The 16115-nt window shown below is 49.3% G+C and carries 18 protein-coding genes and 1 other annotated feature; of the genes, 13 read left to right on the top strand and 5 right to left on the bottom strand.

The window, feature by feature from the left end; all coding sequences use genetic code 11:
* Nucleotides 1-120 precede the first annotated feature (120 nt).
* From thrS to ihfA, 8 genes are all read left to right on the top strand, one after another.
* Nucleotides 121-2049, top strand: coding sequence for a threonine--tRNA ligase (gene thrS / locus HV334_RS13840; RefSeq protein ID WP_047500283.1), 1929 nt, complete (start codon nt 121-123; stop codon nt 2047-2049).
* Nucleotides 2050-2052: 3 nt separating this feature from the next.
* The gene (gene infC, locus HV334_RS13835) at nt 2053-2595 is read left to right on the top strand and encodes a translation initiation factor IF-3 (RefSeq protein ID WP_181221898.1); all 543 of its coding nucleotides are present in this window, start codon (nt 2053-2055) and stop codon (nt 2593-2595) included.
* A gap of 96 nt (nt 2596-2691) precedes the next feature.
* A complete protein-coding gene (rpmI, locus tag HV334_RS13830; protein ID WP_003030583.1) occupies nt 2692-2889 on the top strand; it encodes a 50S ribosomal protein L35 in 198 nt (65 codons plus the stop codon).
* Between the two features lie 55 nt (nt 2890-2944).
* Nucleotides 2945-3301, top strand: coding sequence for a 50S ribosomal protein L20 (gene rplT / locus HV334_RS13825; RefSeq protein WP_003030578.1), 357 nt, complete (start codon nt 2945-2947; stop codon nt 3299-3301).
* A 120-nt stretch (nt 3302-3421) separates the two neighbouring features.
* Nucleotides 3422-3546 (top strand) — a sequence feature (Phe leader region).
* Nucleotides 3427-3471: a pheST operon leader peptide PheM gene (gene pheM / locus HV334_RS25175; protein WP_001386830.1), complete on the top strand. Its 45-nt coding sequence runs from the start codon at nt 3427-3429 to the stop codon at nt 3469-3471. It overlaps the preceding feature by 45 nt.
* A 167-nt stretch (nt 3547-3713) precedes the next feature.
* Nucleotides 3714-4697, top strand: coding sequence for a phenylalanine--tRNA ligase subunit alpha (pheS, locus tag HV334_RS13815; protein WP_016152865.1), 984 nt, complete (start codon nt 3714-3716; stop codon nt 4695-4697).
* A gap of 15 nt (nt 4698-4712) precedes the next feature.
* Nucleotides 4713-7100: a phenylalanine--tRNA ligase subunit beta gene (gene pheT, locus HV334_RS13810; protein WP_181220506.1), complete on the top strand. Its 2388-nt coding sequence runs from the start codon at nt 4713-4715 to the stop codon at nt 7098-7100.
* Between the two features lie 4 nt (nt 7101-7104).
* The gene (ihfA, locus tag HV334_RS13805; protein WP_003030571.1) at nt 7105-7404 is read left to right on the top strand and encodes an integration host factor subunit alpha; all 300 of its coding nucleotides are present in this window, start codon (nt 7105-7107) and stop codon (nt 7402-7404) included.
* 40 nt (nt 7405-7444) lie between these two features.
* On the opposite strand, the gene HV334_RS13800 is transcribed toward ihfA, so the two are convergent.
* The 5 genes from HV334_RS13800 to HV334_RS13780 form a co-directional block, all read right to left on the bottom strand.
* The gene (locus HV334_RS13800) at nt 7445-8674 is read right to left on the bottom strand and encodes a NupC/NupG family nucleoside CNT transporter (protein ID WP_047500286.1); all 1230 of its coding nucleotides are present in this window, start codon (nt 8672-8674) and stop codon (nt 7445-7447) included.
* 3 nt (nt 8675-8677) lie between these two features.
* The gene (locus HV334_RS13795; protein WP_080858713.1) at nt 8678-9640 is read right to left on the bottom strand and encodes a nucleoside hydrolase; all 963 of its coding nucleotides are present in this window, start codon (nt 9638-9640) and stop codon (nt 8678-8680) included.
* Between the two features lie 17 nt (nt 9641-9657).
* Nucleotides 9658-10392, bottom strand: a complete 735-nt coding sequence (locus HV334_RS13790; protein WP_047500289.1) for an outer membrane protein OmpK — start codon at nt 10390-10392, stop codon at nt 9658-9660.
* 31 nt (nt 10393-10423) lie between these two features.
* Entirely contained in the window at nt 10424-11638 is a 1215-nt protein-coding gene (locus HV334_RS13785; protein ID WP_181220505.1) for a PfkB family carbohydrate kinase, read from the bottom strand.
* Between the two features lie 86 nt (nt 11639-11724).
* Nucleotides 11725-11883 (bottom strand): DUF1427 family protein, encoded by a 159-nt coding sequence (locus HV334_RS13780; protein WP_049268801.1) that lies wholly within the window; start codon nt 11881-11883, stop codon nt 11725-11727.
* Between the two features lie 304 nt (nt 11884-12187).
* Between HV334_RS13780 and btuC the strand changes: the two genes are divergently transcribed.
* From btuC to HV334_RS13755, 5 genes are all read left to right on the top strand, one after another.
* Nucleotides 12188-13168, top strand: coding sequence for a vitamin B12 ABC transporter permease BtuC (btuC, locus tag HV334_RS13775; RefSeq protein WP_032931198.1), 981 nt, complete (start codon nt 12188-12190; stop codon nt 13166-13168).
* Nucleotides 13169-13227: 59 nt separating this feature from the next.
* A complete protein-coding gene (locus tag HV334_RS13770; RefSeq protein ID WP_181220504.1) occupies nt 13228-13779 on the top strand; it encodes a glutathione peroxidase in 552 nt (183 codons plus the stop codon).
* The gene (gene btuD, locus HV334_RS13765) at nt 13779-14528 is read left to right on the top strand and encodes a vitamin B12 ABC transporter ATP-binding protein BtuD (protein ID WP_181220503.1); all 750 of its coding nucleotides are present in this window, start codon (nt 13779-13781) and stop codon (nt 14526-14528) included. The genes HV334_RS13770 and btuD overlap by 1 nt, the downstream gene beginning before the upstream one ends.
* Before the next feature lie 77 nt (nt 14529-14605).
* Nucleotides 14606-15070, top strand: coding sequence for an NlpC/P60 family protein (locus HV334_RS13760; RefSeq protein ID WP_003832591.1), 465 nt, complete (start codon nt 14606-14608; stop codon nt 15068-15070).
* Nucleotides 15071-15389: 319 nt separating this feature from the next.
* Nucleotides 15390-16103: an EAL domain-containing protein gene (locus tag HV334_RS13755; RefSeq protein WP_181220502.1), complete on the top strand. Its 714-nt coding sequence runs from the start codon at nt 15390-15392 to the stop codon at nt 16101-16103.
* Nucleotides 16104-16115 lie beyond the last annotated feature (12 nt).

The raw sequence follows: 16115 nt of genomic DNA, 5'->3' as shown, positions 1-16115 counted from the left end.
ACCAGTGACATATTTCGCAGAGTGAAGCGGGAATCAGCCCACACCTTTTTGATGATTTTAAATATTGAATCTTTGTATGTGATCTTACGTGTGGGTCACCACTGCAAATAAGGATATAACATGCCTGTTATTACTCTTCCTGATGGCAGCCAACGCCATTACGACCACGCTGTAAGCCCCATGGATGTTGCGCTGGACATCGGTCCAGGTCTGGCGAAAGCCACTATTGCTGGCCGTGTTGACGGTGAGCTGGTAGATGCTTCCGATCTGATTGAGCATGATGCGAAGCTCTCCATCATCACCGCGAAGGATGAAGAAGGTCTGGAGATCATTCGTCACTCCTGTGCGCACCTGTTAGGGCACGCGATCAAACAACTCTGGCCGCACACCAAAATGGCGATCGGACCGGTTGTTGATAACGGTTTTTACTACGATATCGATCTTGACCGTACGCTAACCCAGGAAGATGTCGACGCGCTCGAGAAGCGGATGCACGAGCTCGCTGAGAAAAACTACGATGTCATTAAGAAGAAAGTCAGCTGGTACGAAGCGCGTGAAACCTTCGTGAAGCGTGGCGAGACCTATAAAGTCTCCATTCTTGATGAAAACATTGCCCATGATGACAAGCCTGGCTTGTACCATCATGAAGAATATGTCGATATGTGCCGTGGCCCGCACGTGCCGAACATGCGTTTCTGTCATCACTTCAAACTGATGAAGACCGCTGGGGCATACTGGCGTGGCGACAGCAATAACAAGATGCTGCAGCGTATTTATGGTACTGCATGGGCCGATAAAAAAGCCCTGAATGCCTACCTGCAACGTCTGGAAGAAGCGGCCAAACGCGACCACCGTAAAATCGGTAAGCAGCTTGACCTGTATCATATGCAGGAAGAAGCGCCGGGTATGGTGTTCTGGCACAATGATGGCTGGACAATCTTCCGTGAACTGGAAGTCTTTGTTCGCTCAAAACTGAAAGAATACCAGTATCAGGAAGTTAAAGGTCCGTTCATGATGGACCGCGTGCTGTGGGAAAAAACAGGTCACTGGGATAACTACAAAGATGCGATGTTCACGACCTCCTCTGAGAACCGTGAATACTGTATTAAACCCATGAACTGCCCGGGTCACGTGCAGATCTTCAATCAGGGTCTGAAATCCTATCGTGATCTGCCGTTGCGTATGGCCGAGTTTGGTAGCTGCCACCGTAATGAGCCGTCAGGCGCGCTGCATGGCCTGATGCGTGTTCGTGGCTTCACTCAGGATGATGCACATATCTTCTGTACAGAAGAGCAGATCCGTGATGAAGTTAACGCTTGCATTCGTATGGTCTACGATATGTATAGCACCTTTGGCTTCGAGAAAATCGTCGTCAAACTGTCCACTCGCCCCGAAAAACGTATCGGTAGCGATGAAATGTGGGACCGTGCTGAAGCTGACCTGGCCGTTGCGCTGGAAGAAAACAACATCCCGTTTGAGTACCAACTGGGTGAGGGCGCATTCTACGGTCCGAAAATTGAATTTACCCTGTATGACTGCCTCGATCGTGCATGGCAGTGCGGTACTGTACAGCTGGACTTCTCTCTGCCGTCCCGTTTAAGCGCCTCTTATGTTGGCGAAAACAACGAGCGTCAGGTGCCGGTTATGATTCACCGCGCAATTCTTGGGTCGATGGAACGTTTCATCGGTATCCTGACCGAAGAGTTCGCTGGCTTCTTCCCGACCTGGCTTGCGCCAGTTCAGGTTGTCGTCATGAACATCACCGATTCACAGTCTGAATACGTCAACGAATTAACGCAGAAACTACAAAATGCGGGTATTCGTGTAAAAGCAGACTTGAGAAATGAGAAGATTGGCTTTAAAATCCGCGAGCACACTTTACGTCGTGTCCCTTATATGTTGGTCTGTGGCGACAAAGAGGTAGAAGCAGGCAAAGTTGCCGTGCGCACCCGTCGTGGCAAAGACTTGGGCAGCCTGGACGTAAATGAAGTGATTGAGAAGCTGCAACAAGAGATTCGCAGCCGCAGTCTTCAACAACTGGAGGAATAAGGTATTAAAGGCGGAAAACGAGTTCAAACGTCACGTCCGAATCGTATCAATGGCGAGATTCGCGCCCTGGAAGTTCGCTTAACAGGTCTGGAAGGCGAAGCTTTGGGTATTGTGAGTCTGAGAGAAGCGATCGAAAAAGCTGAAGAAGCTGGAGTAGATTTAGTTGAAATCAGCCCTAACGCCGAACCGCCAGTTTGTCGTATTATGGACTACGGCAAGTTCCTTTATGAAAAGAGTAAGTCTTCTAAGGAACAGAAGAAAAAGCAAAAAGTTATCCAGGTTAAGGAAATTAAATTCCGTCCTGGCACCGACGATGGCGATTACCAGGTAAAACTCCGCAGCCTGGTACGCTTTCTGGAAGATGGCGATAAGGCTAAGATCACGCTGCGTTTTCGCGGTCGTGAGATGGCCCACCAACAGATCGGTATGGAAGTGCTCAACCGCGTCCGTGACGATCTGAGTGAACTGGCAGTAGTCGAATCCTTCCCTACGAAGATCGAAGGCCGCCAGATGATCATGGTGCTCGCTCCTAAGAAGAAACAGTAAGGCCTTCAAGTAGCAATGTCTGTGGAGCCTGCGGGTTCCACAGCCGTTGTTCGCCTACGTTTCGTTTATTAACAATGCGAAGTGGAAGTTATTAAAATGCCAAAAATTAAGACCGTACGCGGTGCTGCTAAGCGCTTCAAAAAAACCGGTGGTGGTGGATTTAAGCGTAAGCACGCAAACCTGCGTCATATTCTGACCAAAAAATCTACTAAGCGTAAACGTCACCTGCGTCCAAAAGGCCTCGTTTCTAAAGGCGATCTGGGTCTGGTTATCGCGTGCCTGCCGTACGCATAAGCCGTTAACGTTTAATTAATTTTTTTACTAAGAATATAGATACAGGAGAGCACATATGGCTCGCGTAAAACGTGGTGTAGTTGCCCGTGCACGTCACAAGAAAATTTTGAAACAAGCTAAAGGCTACTACGGTGCGCGTTCTCGCGTATACCGCGTTGCCTTCCAGGCTGTTATCAAAGCTGGTCAGTACGCTTATCGTGACCGTCGTCAGAAAAAGCGTCAGTTCCGTCAACTGTGGATTGCGCGTATCAACGCAGCAGCACGTCAGAACGGTATTTCTTACAGCAAATTCATCAACGGCCTGAAAAAAGCCTCTGTTGAAATCGACCGTAAGATCCTGGCTGACATCGCAGTATTCGACAAAGTAGCGTTCACCGCTCTGGTCGAAAAAGCGAAAGCAGCTCTGGCATAAGCCGGTGAAAAGAGGGAGCCTGGCTCCCTCTCTTTTATTTGTAGTGCAATCAATTGGTTGACAATTTATCCGTAAGCCTTTTCAATAAAGGTTGTCCGGTTTTTACCACACAAGGTAACGCAAGCATGAATGCTGCTATTTTCCGCTTCTTCTTTTACTTTAGCACCTGAACTCAGGAGGCTTGCGCGTGAAAGAAGAAACGGAAAACAGCGCCTAAAAGCCTCCCTGGTGGAGGCTTTTTTTATACACGTTATCCTTCAGGCTGCCTCTGCATTGGCTGCAGTCGCTTCCCCCAGTCTCGTACTTGTGTACGCTCCTGAGGATTAGCGCTTTACTGCTGCCTTGACTCAGCCAGAATGATTTTGTGTATATACGAGCGACTAGTGAATATCGCAACATAACGAGGAAAACCATGTCACATCTCGCAGAGCTGGTTGCCAGTGCAACGGCCGCCATTAACCAGGCTTCAGATGTTGCCGCGTTAGACAATGTCCGCGTCGAATATTTGGGCAAGAAAGGGCACCTGACCCTTCAGATGACTACCCTGCGTGAACTGCCGGCAGAAGAGCGCCCGGCAGCAGGTGCGGTGATAAACGAAGCCAAAGAGCAGGTTCAGCAAGCGCTGAACGCGCGTAAAGCCGAATTAGAAAATGCCGCGCTGAATGCTCGTCTGGCTGAAGAAACGATCGATATCTCCTTGCCTGGGCGTCGTATCGAGAACGGCGGTTTGCATCCGGTAACGCGGACTATCGATCGCATTGAAAGTTTCTTTGGTGAGCTGGGCTTTACCGTGGCGACCGGTCCGGAAATCGAAGATGACTATCATAACTTCGATGCGCTGAACATTCCTGGCCATCACCCGGCGCGCGCTGACCACGACACTTTCTGGTTTGATGCGACGCGTCTGCTGCGCACGCAGACTTCCGGCGTGCAGATCCGCACCATGAAAGAAAAACAGCCGCCGATCCGTATTATCGCTCCGGGCCGCGTATATCGTAACGACTACGATCAGACGCACACCCCAATGTTCCATCAGATGGAAGGGCTGATTGTTGATACCAACATCAACTTCACCAACCTGAAAGGCACGCTGCACGATTTCCTGCGCAACTTCTTTGAAGAAGACCTGCAGGTTCGTTTCCGTCCTTCCTACTTCCCGTTCACCGAACCTTCTGCGGAAGTCGATGTGATGGGTAAAAATGGCAAATGGCTGGAAGTATTGGGTTGCGGAATGGTTCACCCTAACGTGCTGCGTAACGTCGGTATCGATCCGGAAATCTACTCTGGCTTTGCATTCGGTATGGGTATGGAGCGTCTGACCATGCTGCGTTACGGCGTAACCGATCTGCGTTCTTTCTTCGAAAACGATCTGCGTTTCCTCAAACAGTTTAAATAAAGGCAGGATAAAACAATGAAATTCAGTGAACTGTGGTTACGCGAATGGGTAAACCCGGCGATTGATAGCGATGCGTTGTCAAACCAAATCACGATGGCGGGTCTGGAAGTTGACGGTGTGGATCCTGTTTCTGGCGCGTTCAACGGCGTTGTGGTGGGCGAAGTGGTTGAGTGCGCTCAGCATCCGAACGCTGACAAACTGCGCGTCACCAAGGTGAATGTCGGCGGCGACCGCCTGCTGGATATCGTCTGCGGTGCGCCAAACTGCCGTCAAGGGCTGAAAGTGGCTGTAGCAACCGTTGGTGCCGTTCTGCCGGGCGATTTCAAAATCAAAGCCGCAAAACTGCGCGGTGAGCCGTCTGAAGGCATGCTGTGCTCGTTCTCCGAGCTGGGCATTTCCGACGATCACAACGGTATTATCGAACTGCCTGTCGATGCACCAATTGGTACCGATATCCGTGAATACCTGAAGCTTGACGATAATACTATCGAAATCAGCGTCACTCCGAACCGCGCCGACTGCTTAGGCATTATCGGTGTGGCACGTGACGTAGCTGTATTGAACAAAGCCCCTCTGGTTGAGCCGGAAATAGCGCCAGTAGCCGCAACCATTAGCGACGTCCTGCCGATTCAGGTCGACGCGGTGGAAGCCTGCCCACGCTATCTGGGCCGCGTGGTGAAAGGCATTAACGTTAAAGCGCCAACCCCGCTGTGGATGAAAGAAAAACTGCGTCGTTGCGGCATCCGCTCGATCGATGCCGTGGTTGACGTGACTAACTATGTGCTGCTCGAATTGGGCCAGCCGATGCACGCATTCGACAAAGACCGCATTGAAGGCGGGATTGTTGTCCGCATGGCAAAAGAAGGTGAAACCCTGGTATTGCTGGACGGCAGTGAAGCGAAGCTGAATGCGGATACGCTGGTGATTGCGGACCATAACAAAGCGCTGGCAATGGGCGGCATCTTTGGTGGCGAGCACTCCGGTGTGAATGATGAAACGCAAAACGTCCTGCTGGAATGCGCGTTCTTCAGCCCGCTGTCTATTACCGGTCGCGCGCGTCGTCACGGTCTGCACACCGATGCCTCTCACCGCTATGAGCGTGGTGTCGATCCGGCGCTGCAACATAAAGCCATGGAACGTGCTACGCGCTTGCTGATTGATATCTGCGGCGGCGAAGCGGGTCCAATCATTGACGTGACGAACGAAGCCTCGCTGCCAAAACGCGCAACCATTACGCTTCGCCGTAGCAAACTGGAGCGTCTGATCGGACACCATATTGCAGATGAGCAGGTGAGCGATATTCTGCGCCGTCTGGGTTGTGATGTCACGGAAGGGCAAGATGAGTGGAAAGCGGTAGCACCGAGCTGGCGTTTCGATATGGAGATCGAAGAAGACCTGGTCGAAGAAGTCGCCCGCGTATACGGTTATGACAATATCCCGAATACGCCAATTCAGGCGGGTCTTATCATGGGTACGCATCGTGAAGCGGATTTGTCGCTGAAACGCGTAAAAACCATGCTGAATGACAAAGGCTACCAGGAAGTTATTACCTACAGCTTTGTCGACCCGAAAGTCCAGGCGCTGCTGCACCCGGGTGAAGAAGCGCTGTTGCTGCCAAGCCCAATCTCGATTGATATGTCGGCAATGCGTTTATCCCTGTGGACCGGCTTGCTGTCTACGGTAGTGTACAACCAGAATCGTCAGCAAAACCGCGTGCGTATTTTCGAAACGGGTTTACGTTTCGTACCGGACACGCAGGCCAATCTCGGGATCCGTCAGGATCTGATGCTGGCGGGCGCGATCTGCGGTAACCGTCATGATGAACACTGGAATCTGGCAAAAGAGACTGTTGATTTCTATGATCTGAAAGGCGATCTGGAAGCGGTTCTCGACCTGACCGGCAAGCTGGCGGATATTCAATTCAAAGCTGAAGCGAATCCAGCACTGCATCCGGGGCAGTCTGCGGCGATTTATCTGAAAGGTGAACGCATTGGTTTCATTGGGGTTGTTCATCCTGAACTTGAACGTAAACTGGATCTGAACGGTCGCACTCTGGTGTTTGAACTGGAGTGGAACAAGCTCGCAGACCGCGTGGTGCCTCAGGCGCGTGAAGTTTCTCGCTTCCCGGCGAACCGTCGCGACATCGCAGTCGTTGTGGCAGAAAACGTTCCCGCTGCGGATATTTTATCCGAATGTAAGAAAGTTGGCGTAAATCAGGTAGTTGGCGTAAACTTGTTTGACGTGTACCGCGGTAAGGGTGTTGCGGAGGGTTATAAGAGCCTCGCTATCAGCCTGATCCTTCAGGATACCAGCCGTACACTTGAAGAAGAGGAGATTGCCGCTACCGTCGCCAAATGTGTAGAGGCATTAAAAGAGCGATTCCAGGCATCATTGAGGGATTGAACCTATGGCGCTTACAAAAGCTGAAATGTCAGAATATCTGTTTGATAAGCTTGGGCTTAGCAAGCGGGATGCCAAAGAACTGGTCGAGCTGTTTTTCGAAGAGATCCGTCGTGCTCTGGAAAATGGTGAGCAGGTAAAACTCTCTGGTTTTGGTAACTTCGATCTGCGTGATAAGAATCAACGTCCGGGCCGTAATCCGAAAACGGGCGAAGATATTCCCATTACAGCACGGCGCGTGGTGACCTTCAGACCCGGACAGAAGTTAAAAAGCCGGGTTGAAAACGCAACGCCGAAAGAAGAGTAATCTGAACTAACTAAAAAGGCCGCGAATGCGGCCTTTTTTCTTAGTGGGCCAGAAGGAAAAACAGCCCGGTCAGTGCTGCGCTCAGTAGGTTAGACAACGTGCCCGCCAGGATCACTTTAAGCCCCATTTTAGCAATGAAACTTTTTTTCCCCGGCACAATCCCCCCCAGTACGCCAATCAATGCGGCAGGAGAGGACAAATTGGCAAACCCAGCCAGCGCCATGATCGTTATTATCTGCGAATATTCCGACAGTTGGTCTTTCATTGGAATAAAGCTGGTATACGCGACGAACTCATTCAGCACCAATTTTTGACCTAACAGGCTGCCAATTTGCAAGACTTCGTTAGTGGGAATGCCCAACAGCCAGGCAACCGGAGCAAAGAGGTAACTGAAGATAAATTGTAGCGTGACGTTACCATAGCCGAAAAAGCTACAAAACCAGCCCAACAAGCCGTTCACCATAGCAATTAATGCAATCAGTGCCAGAAGCATTGCCCCCACGTTAGCGGCGAGCTTCAGCCCGATAGTCGCGCCATTTGTCGCCGCTTCAACGATGTTGATAGGCTGTTCATCTTGACCAAGCATATCGCCCGTCACGTCGGCAGTGTTTTCGGGTTCCGTTTCTGGAAACAGCATTTTCGCCATTAACAGACCGCCTGGTGCTGACATAAAAGAGGCGGCTACCAGATAGCGAATTTCGATCCCCATACTGGCATAGCCAACCAGCACTGAGCCTGCGATAGAGGCCACACCACCTGTCATGAGGGCAAACAGTTCTGAGCGCGTCATGCGTGGCGCATAAGGCTTCATCAGGACGAAGACGTCAGTATTGCCCGCAAAAATATTGGCCGTTGCAGCCATGGATTCTGCCGGGCTGGTGCGCAGCAGTTTATGGATACCCGTACCGATGAGACGGATAATCCACTGCATGATGCCCAGGTAGTACAGCACGGAGAACAATGCCGACATAAAAATGATAATCGGCAGAACATGCACGGCAAATACAAACCCCATTTTGAACTGTCCGAGATTACCGAAGAGAAAGTTAATCCCTTCCGACGAATAGTTCAGCATGCCTGACAGACTGTTTGATATGGCGAGTAAGATTTTTTCCCCTAAGGGGACATACAGGATAAATGCAGCAAAAAGAGCCTGGATTGCAAAGGCGCCGCCAACGGTGCGAAACCGGATAGCTTTGCGATTTTCTGAACATAGCCAGGCAACGAGTAACAGGACAACAATGCCAAGTATGACGATGAGTATCTGCATGGTTTATCCCTCATCGGCATCAATGATGCTACGGAAAAGATCTTTAAAGAGAGCATCCCGCTCAATAAATTTTGCGACCTGAATGACGTGACGGCGGTTATCAAAACTCCAGCTCAGATTGTCATTGATCAAAGGGGATGTACGGTATTCACAGGTGAACCAGTCAGGATTCAGGACATAGCCAACCGTAGTGATATCCCAAATGACTTTGCGGGATGCAAAACCAATCCAGGGGCATCGCGGGGCAATTTCAGCAAAGTAGCTACCAATGCGGCTGGTCTCTGCAAAATAGTGCTGCATCTCTGGGACCGATGAGGCCATAGTGTTAGCCACGCCAAAGCAGGGGATTTGGGTGAGCGCTACGCCGCTATCAAAAAGTACCCGACTCGCCGCAATGTCCTGCATCAGGTTGAATTCATGATTATCTTTCCAGGCATAACTGTTACCCCCAAGCCAGATGACATGAATCTTTGTGACGATGTCCGGCGCGAGGAGCAGTGCGTTAGCGATATTGGTCGGCGCGGCGATTGCGAGTACATGTAATGTTTGCTCAGCCGTTCTTGCCCGGTTAATCAAATCCTGTACTGCTGCTGACATCTCCGGCTGATTGCTATCTTTCAGATAGCGTGTTGAACCCTGGAATATTTGCGGTATGTTTTCGCGGCGGGGGAGTTTGTTAAATACGCGATAGATCTCATCGACGCTCAGTTGCATGCCTACTGCGGGATCGTCAACATATGTGTGCGAGCCCTCTTTACCAAAATAGTGGTTGGTAAACGGAGCGGCGTAAACAGCTTGCAGATCGAGGCGCTCTGGGTGCAAGAATGCCCAGGCAATGGCCATCTGATCGTCAATTTCATTGTAGGTATCGCTGTCAATAACGATAGGCACTTTGCCATACTTAGGTGGCGTAATTAAGGCAATACGCTGCGCTGAAGTTAATTCAGGCCAGTGGATACTTAACATCGTTAATGCTCCTTAAGTTAGAAGTCGTAGGCCAGTCGATAAATGAGAATATCGCCATATCCATCCGCACCAAGTTTGTTATAAAAGTACCGATACATTAATGTGGTGGATATATGAGGCATGATTTTCCAGGTAATATTCAGGCCGCCGTTTAAACCATTGCTACCATGATTGTTTGCGGTATAGTCATCATTACGGTCAAGTTCTATTTCATTCCAATTGGACAGTAAGAAGTCCTGGTTGAGAAGATTGAAAGCATAGCCAGCGTTCCATCCGATTGAGAAACCATTGAGTCCATTAATATCATAAGCTGGGCCAAAATTACTGTGCGCGGTAATGTACTGTCGAGCAATCCAGGGTTTAAACCACCATCCATCACCTTTCAGGTCGGTATAGCCAAGCCCAATAAATTGATTCGTCTCTTTAAAATTAGGGCTTTGCGAATTATAGACTTTTGTAAATAGGCTGGCACCCGTTTTCCAGAGGTAGGTATGAATTTCACCATTCGCAGTCTGCCCCTGATTTCCCTCGTCGTCTAGAATATTTTCAAAATCATAAAAACCGTACATTTCACCCCAATCAAAACCAATACCTCCCTCAATACCAATTAAGGCTTGTTCATATTCGAGGTCTTTAACACCGGCATCCCAAGATTGATAGTCAAAATGTATATTTCCCCAGCCGTATTGTTGTTCAGCTAATGAGGAAAAAGCTACGCACGATAATAAAGCCCCGAAGGCGATTGTTTTCATTTTATATCCCTATTTTGGTGGTAGGTAAATATCAGTATTTAGTACAAGCTAATCGTTTTAATACGAGTTCATGGGATGGCATATTGGCTGCACCTTCACGCTCTACGGCCAGTGCTGCAAATACACAGGCGTAATGAATTGCGCTGGCAATATTTTCTCCACAGGCAAGTCGTGCCGCGAGTGCACCATTAAATGCATCACCGGCGCCGGATGTATCAATATTAACGGCGGGATATGCCGGGAACTGTTGGTGAGTAGAACCATCAAATAACCAGCACCCATCTTTGCCTAACGTAATTAGAATATATTGTGGTCCCATTTGGTGCATGGTTTCGGCGGCCAGACGAATATCGTCTGGCGTACGAATAGCCTTGCCAATAATCGCCTCTGCTTCTGTGAGGTTTGGGGTCAGGATGTGTGTCCAGCGGAGAAGGTCTGTCACCTCCTTGCGCCATGGCGCTGGATTCAGGATTGTCATCACTCCTGCGGCATGTGCGAACTTAATAGCTTGAGCTGTAGCGTCAGGATTGTTTTCCATCTGCGTCAAAAAAACATTGGCGGTGCCAATCTCGTCATAACAGGATATAATTTCTTCACTTGTTATTTCCTGATTAGCCCCTGGATTAATAACGATTACATTATCGCCAGCCTCTTCGGATATCATCACTACGGCACTGCCGGTTGGTGCATCATTTTTGGTAAAGATGGTTAGCTTTTCTAATCCTACGCCATTTAAAAAATGCTGGGCTTTAGTTGAAAACTCATCTTCACCTAATTTGACTGTAAAATAAGTGCGAGCATTGGCTTGTGCGGATGATATCGCCTGGTTGCTGCCTTTTCCTCCGGGTAAACAACAGGAAAAAAGCGCGCGCGTGGTTTCCCCTGAAATAGGAAAGCGGTGAAGCCGATAGACTAAGTCGGTATTAAATGAACCCAGGATGTAAACTTTCCCATTGTTTTCGTTCATTGATATTTCTCGTTCGATCTTTGATTGGTTAATGATGATGTTTTGGTGCAAATAAAGAGAGTTGTTCTCATATAATGGGAATGCATTGTCGTGATTATATACAGCACCTCCATAGCATGAGCGGACATGTCCTGTTTTTACGAGGTCATTGATGTCGCGGCGGAGTGTTCTTTCCGTAACATCAAGTACCTTAACAAGAGATGATATTTTTACACTTCCTTGTTTTTTGAGTAGTGTTAAAATATAGCGAAGACGCTGTTTTTTGTAACGACAGGGCATCTAATCCTCACTTTTCATGAATGTGATGAGAGGTCCATGTAATAATTTTATTTTGTCTATGCGTTAATTTTTTTTGGTGAATGAATTTATTTGTTGAATAAATAGTTAAAGATCTGATTACCACTAAGTACACCGATGATACCAAATACACCAGGCCAGACAGTAGGGGCTGGAATGGGGAGTTTTATTAATGTAAATATGAAACCAATAATTGCACCAGCAATAAGCGAAAGAATTATATCCATAAGATAATTCCTGAGGGTGTTATGATGATATGAAGACTACACAATATATTTACGTATTGATGAGAAGACAATCACACAAAACTTCTGCAACCGGACATCTTGTCCGGTTGTGGTTATTTATTTAATCTCAGGAACGATATTAATAATGACAGCGACTACCTGGTATTGCTGCCAGCATTGCATTATGCAAAAGACTAAGGTTCATGTTGTTTTGGGCCATTGCCTCATTTGCGGTAGAGCTTCCTTCCATGTTTTTTGCTTTCATCGTAAAATTAATGAGATAACCCATAAAAAAAGTATAAACATGCAACCTTTTGCACAATTACAACGTCGGCGAGACCGATACTGGTTAGGCACTTTATCGCTGTTGCTATTGGTCATGCTCGTGATTAGCTTATGCGCAGGAGAACAGTGGATCGCCCCCGGCGACTGGTTCAGCGCCCGCGGCGATCTGTTCGTCTGGCAAATCCGATTTCCCCGTACCCTCGCCGTTTTGCTGGTAGGTGCTGCGTTGGCCTTATCTGGCGCAGTGATGCAAGCTCTCTTTGAAAACCCGCTCGCAGAGCCTGGATTACTGGGCGTGTCTAATGGCGCGGGAGTCGGGCTCATTGCGGCGGTGCTGCTGGGGCAGGGTCAGCTCCCCGGCTGGGCGTTGGGTTTATGCGCCATCGCTGGGGCGCTGATTATCACGCTTATTCTGCTCCGTTTTGCCCGCCGTCATTTGTCTACCAGCCGTCTGCTGTTGGCGGGGGTGGCGCTGGGCATTATCTGTAGCGCGCTGATGACATGGGCCATCTACTTCTCCACTTCTTTTGATTTGCGACAGCTAATGTACTGGATGATGGGGGGCTTTGGCGGCGTTGACTGGCATCAGGCCTGGCTCATGGTGGCGTTGATTCCGGTGCTGGTGTGGATATGCTGTCAGTCGCAGCCGATGAATATGCTGGCGCTGGGGGAGACTTCTGCACGTCAGTTGGGATTGCCATTATGGTTCTGGCGCAACCTGCTGGTGGTCGCCACAGGCTGGATGGTTGGCGTAAGCGTGGCTCTAGCGGGAGCGATTGGCTTTATTGGGCTTGTGATCCCACATATTCTGCGGCTGTGCGGCTTAACCGATCATCGCGTGTTACTGCCGGGCTGCGCGTTGGCTGGCGCTATCGTATTACTGTTGGCTGATGTTGTCGCGCGTCTGGTGCTGGCCTCGGCTGAGCTGCCAATTGGCGTGGTGACAGCCACCATGGGCGCACCGGTATTTATCTGGCTATTGTTAAAAGCCGCGCGCTAGAACGCGTTGATTCGGTCTATGATTAAAAACTAAAATCCACCTGTTGTTCTGGAGATGCTATGCAAAACACTATCCTCGATACAGACGTGACGACCATCGACGGCGAGGTGACCTCACTACAGCCGTATGCCGGAAATGTGCTGTTAATCGTCAACGTTGCTTCAAAATGTGGGCTAACGCCGCAATATGAGCAACTGGAGAATCTGCAGAAAGCCTGGCATCAGCAGGGCTTTATCGTTCTTGGGTTCCCCTGCAACCAGTTTCTGGGCCAGGAGCCGGGCAGTGAAGAGGAAATAAAAACGTACTGCAGTACCACCTGGGGCGTTACCTTCCCGATGTTCAGCAAAATTGAGGTCAACGGCGAGGGACGCCATCCGCTGTATCAGAAACTGATTGATGCCGCGCCAACCGCCGTCGCGCCTGCGGATAGTGGATTCTATGAGCGTATGGCGAGTAAAGGTCGGGCGCCGCTCTACCCGGACGATATTCTGTGGAATTTCGAGAAGTTTTTAGTGGGTCGGGATGGTCAGGTACTGCAACGATTTTCACCCGATATGACGCCTGAGGATCCTGTTCTGGTGCAATCCATCAAGACGGCGCTGGCAAACTAATGTCTCGATTGATGCAGCTACAGGACGTAGCAGAATCGACCCGACTCGGCCCGCTTTCTGGTGAGATAAAAGCAGGGGAGATCTTGCATTTAGTGGGACCTAACGGCGCAGGAAAGAGCACGCTGTTGGCGCGAATGGCGGGGCTGACGACCGGCAAGGGCAGCATCACCTTTGGTGATGTGTCATTGGAGGAATGGCCGGCAGCAAAGCTGGCGCAATATCGCGCTTATCTTGCGCAACAGCAAAACCCGCCGTTTGCGATGCCGGTCTGGCATTTTCTGACGCTGCATCAACCCGATAAAGCACGCACCGATTTGTTACAAGAAGTCGCCGATGCGCTTGGGCTTGGGGATAAGCTGGGACGCAGCGTGAATCAGCTCTCCGGCGGTGAGTGGCAGCGCGTGCGCCTGGCTGCGGTTATCCTGCAGATTTGCCCACAAGCGAATCCATTCGGCCAGCTTTTACTGCTGGATGAGCCGATGAACAGCCTGGACGTGGCGCAACAAAATGCGCTGGACCGGATGCTGGGTCAGCTGTGTTTACAGGGCATCGCGATTGTAATGAGCAGCCATGACCTTAATCATACCTTACGTCATGCGCACAAGGCCTGGCTCCTCAAACGCGGGAAGCTGCTTGCCAGTGGTGCTCGTGATACGGTACTAACGCCAGCCAATCTGGCTGCGGCTTATGGCGTGAACTTCCGTCGTTTGGATATTGAAGGCCACAGAATGCTCATATCAACCACTTAAGTTAAATGGGTTCTTGAAAATCATATAATTTCCACGCTAAATTGGCATAAAAATATAATTCAGAGGATTCGTCCTGAATGCGCTTTTGGCTTCTTTTCATCACAGCATTGTTTTTGGCGGGCTGCAGCAGCCATCGTGCTCCTGCGCCAAATGCCCGCTTGTCGGATTCTATCGCCGTTATCGCCGGGCTTAATGACCAGCTACAAACCTGGCATGGCACACCCTATCGTTATGGCGGCATGAGCCGTAGCGGAGTGGATTGTTCTGGATTTGTATTGATGACAATGCGCGATAAATTCGATCTGCAACTCCCGCGTGATACGCGCACGCAATCAAAGATTGGTACCGAAATTGATAAAGATGATTTGCTGCCCGGCGATCTGGTGTTCTTTAAAACCGGGTCTGGGGAAAGCGGTCTGCATGTCGGAATTTACGATACCAATAATCAATTTATTCATGCCTCAACCAGCCGTGGTGTGATGCGCTCATCACTGGACAACGTTTACTGGCGCAAAAACTTTTGGCAGGCGCGACGTATTTAATCCTCATCAGTCACGAGGCTGCCTACGGCTGAGCAGCCTCGACATTTCCATTTGTTAGTAACTTCTTATTTCTGCCGCCAGCCGGACAATACCCCTGAACATTAAGAGCGTATCTTGCTAAAAATATGATTTATTCCGAGATATTAAAAAGTGCAAAGCTGGATATTCGCTTATAATCAGGATAAGCTAAAAAAAAGGGATTCGATTTACTGGCTATAAAGGGAAAAATGAAAGGGCCTCTACTTGCATCAGCAATAACGTATTTCTCCATCCTTTGCTACAGGATGCCGGATAACACCTATGCAGAGGGGCTGGCACGATGATTGTTTCAATGGATACTCTTTACCATTCAGAGTTCTCTTTTCTCCCTGCGAGAAACGAAAAAGGCGATCTTGAATACGTAGATATCATTACCAGTTTTGCCAGTGCGCAGGGGGATGTGCGTATACCCACCGAGCTGGTCCTACCTCGGATGTCGGACGAAGAGCAATGTCGCTTATTTACCGAAAAGCTTGAATTAATCGAAACGTGCCTACATTTTTTTATTCAACGAAAGGTTTCTGCCTGGATTAATTTAACGCCGGCAATTGCTAATACTTTATTATCAGATGCTAAATTTGCTTCACAAGTTGAACGATTGTCATTTCTGGAACTGGCTATTAATGAAAACTATCCAGAGTTAAATAATGGAAAAGCGAATCCAACGCTGGCTGCACTGGCGGCGCGATTTCCATTAGTACTGACAAACTATGGTGCTGGCGGCATATCAAACCGGGCAATTTTTGATGGGCTGTTCAAACGCGTCGTGCTCGATAAAAACTTTGTTCAACAAAGGATTACACATATTTCGTTTGAGCCATTTATGCGGGCTATCCTGGCACAGCTATTTCCCAGCAGTGAGTCAATTATCATTAGCGGTATTGATACACCCGAGATGTTAGCGCGCGTACTGCCTCTGGGATTCAGCGCCATGCAGGGCGCGCTGTGGCCTGCTGTGCCTCCCGCGCAGATAATTTCGCTCGTGAAGATATAACCCTCATATTTG

This window comes from Citrobacter sp. RHBSTW-00944 (assembly GCF_013615435.1).
GTDB lineage: Bacteria > Pseudomonadota > Gammaproteobacteria > Enterobacterales > Enterobacteriaceae > Citrobacter > Citrobacter braakii.
This window is presented reverse-complemented; position numbering and strand designations above follow the sequence as displayed.

Excerpts from the sequence above, each read along its gene's own strand:
- thrS (WP_047500283.1), top strand. The coding sequence starts at position 121 with ATGCCTGTTATTACTCTTCCTGATGGCAGCCAACGCCATTACGACCAC.
- rpmI (WP_003030583.1), top strand. The coding sequence starts at position 2,692 with ATGCCAAAAATTAAGACCGTACGCGGTGCTGCTAAGCGCTTCAAAAAA.
- rplT (WP_003030578.1), top strand. The coding sequence starts at position 2,945 with ATGGCTCGCGTAAAACGTGGTGTAGTTGCCCGTGCACGTCACAAGAAA.
- pheS (WP_016152865.1), top strand. The coding sequence starts at position 3,714 with ATGTCACATCTCGCAGAGCTGGTTGCCAGTGCAACGGCCGCCATTAAC.
- pheT (WP_181220506.1), top strand. The coding sequence starts at position 4,713 with ATGAAATTCAGTGAACTGTGGTTACGCGAATGGGTAAACCCGGCGATT.
- ihfA (WP_003030571.1), top strand. The coding sequence starts at position 7,105 with ATGGCGCTTACAAAAGCTGAAATGTCAGAATATCTGTTTGATAAGCTT.
- HV334_RS13800 (WP_047500286.1), bottom strand. The coding sequence starts at position 8,674 with ATGCAGATACTCATCGTCATACTTGGCATTGTTGTCCTGTTACTCGTT.
- HV334_RS13795 (WP_080858713.1), bottom strand. The coding sequence starts at position 9,640 with ATGTTAAGTATCCACTGGCCTGAATTAACTTCAGCGCAGCGTATTGCC.
- HV334_RS13790 (WP_047500289.1), bottom strand. The coding sequence starts at position 10,392 with ATGAAAACAATCGCCTTCGGGGCTTTATTATCGTGCGTAGCTTTTTCC.
- HV334_RS13785 (WP_181220505.1), bottom strand. The coding sequence starts at position 11,638 with ATGCCCTGTCGTTACAAAAAACAGCGTCTTCGCTATATTTTAACACTA.
- HV334_RS13780 (WP_049268801.1), bottom strand. The coding sequence starts at position 11,883 with ATGGATATAATTCTTTCGCTTATTGCTGGTGCAATTATTGGTTTCATA.
- btuC (WP_032931198.1), top strand. The coding sequence starts at position 12,188 with ATGCAACCTTTTGCACAATTACAACGTCGGCGAGACCGATACTGGTTA.
- HV334_RS13770 (WP_181220504.1), top strand. The coding sequence starts at position 13,228 with ATGCAAAACACTATCCTCGATACAGACGTGACGACCATCGACGGCGAG.
- btuD (WP_181220503.1), top strand. The coding sequence starts at position 13,779 with ATGTCTCGATTGATGCAGCTACAGGACGTAGCAGAATCGACCCGACTC.
- HV334_RS13760 (WP_003832591.1), top strand. The coding sequence starts at position 14,606 with ATGCGCTTTTGGCTTCTTTTCATCACAGCATTGTTTTTGGCGGGCTGC.
- HV334_RS13755 (WP_181220502.1), top strand. The coding sequence starts at position 15,390 with ATGATTGTTTCAATGGATACTCTTTACCATTCAGAGTTCTCTTTTCTC.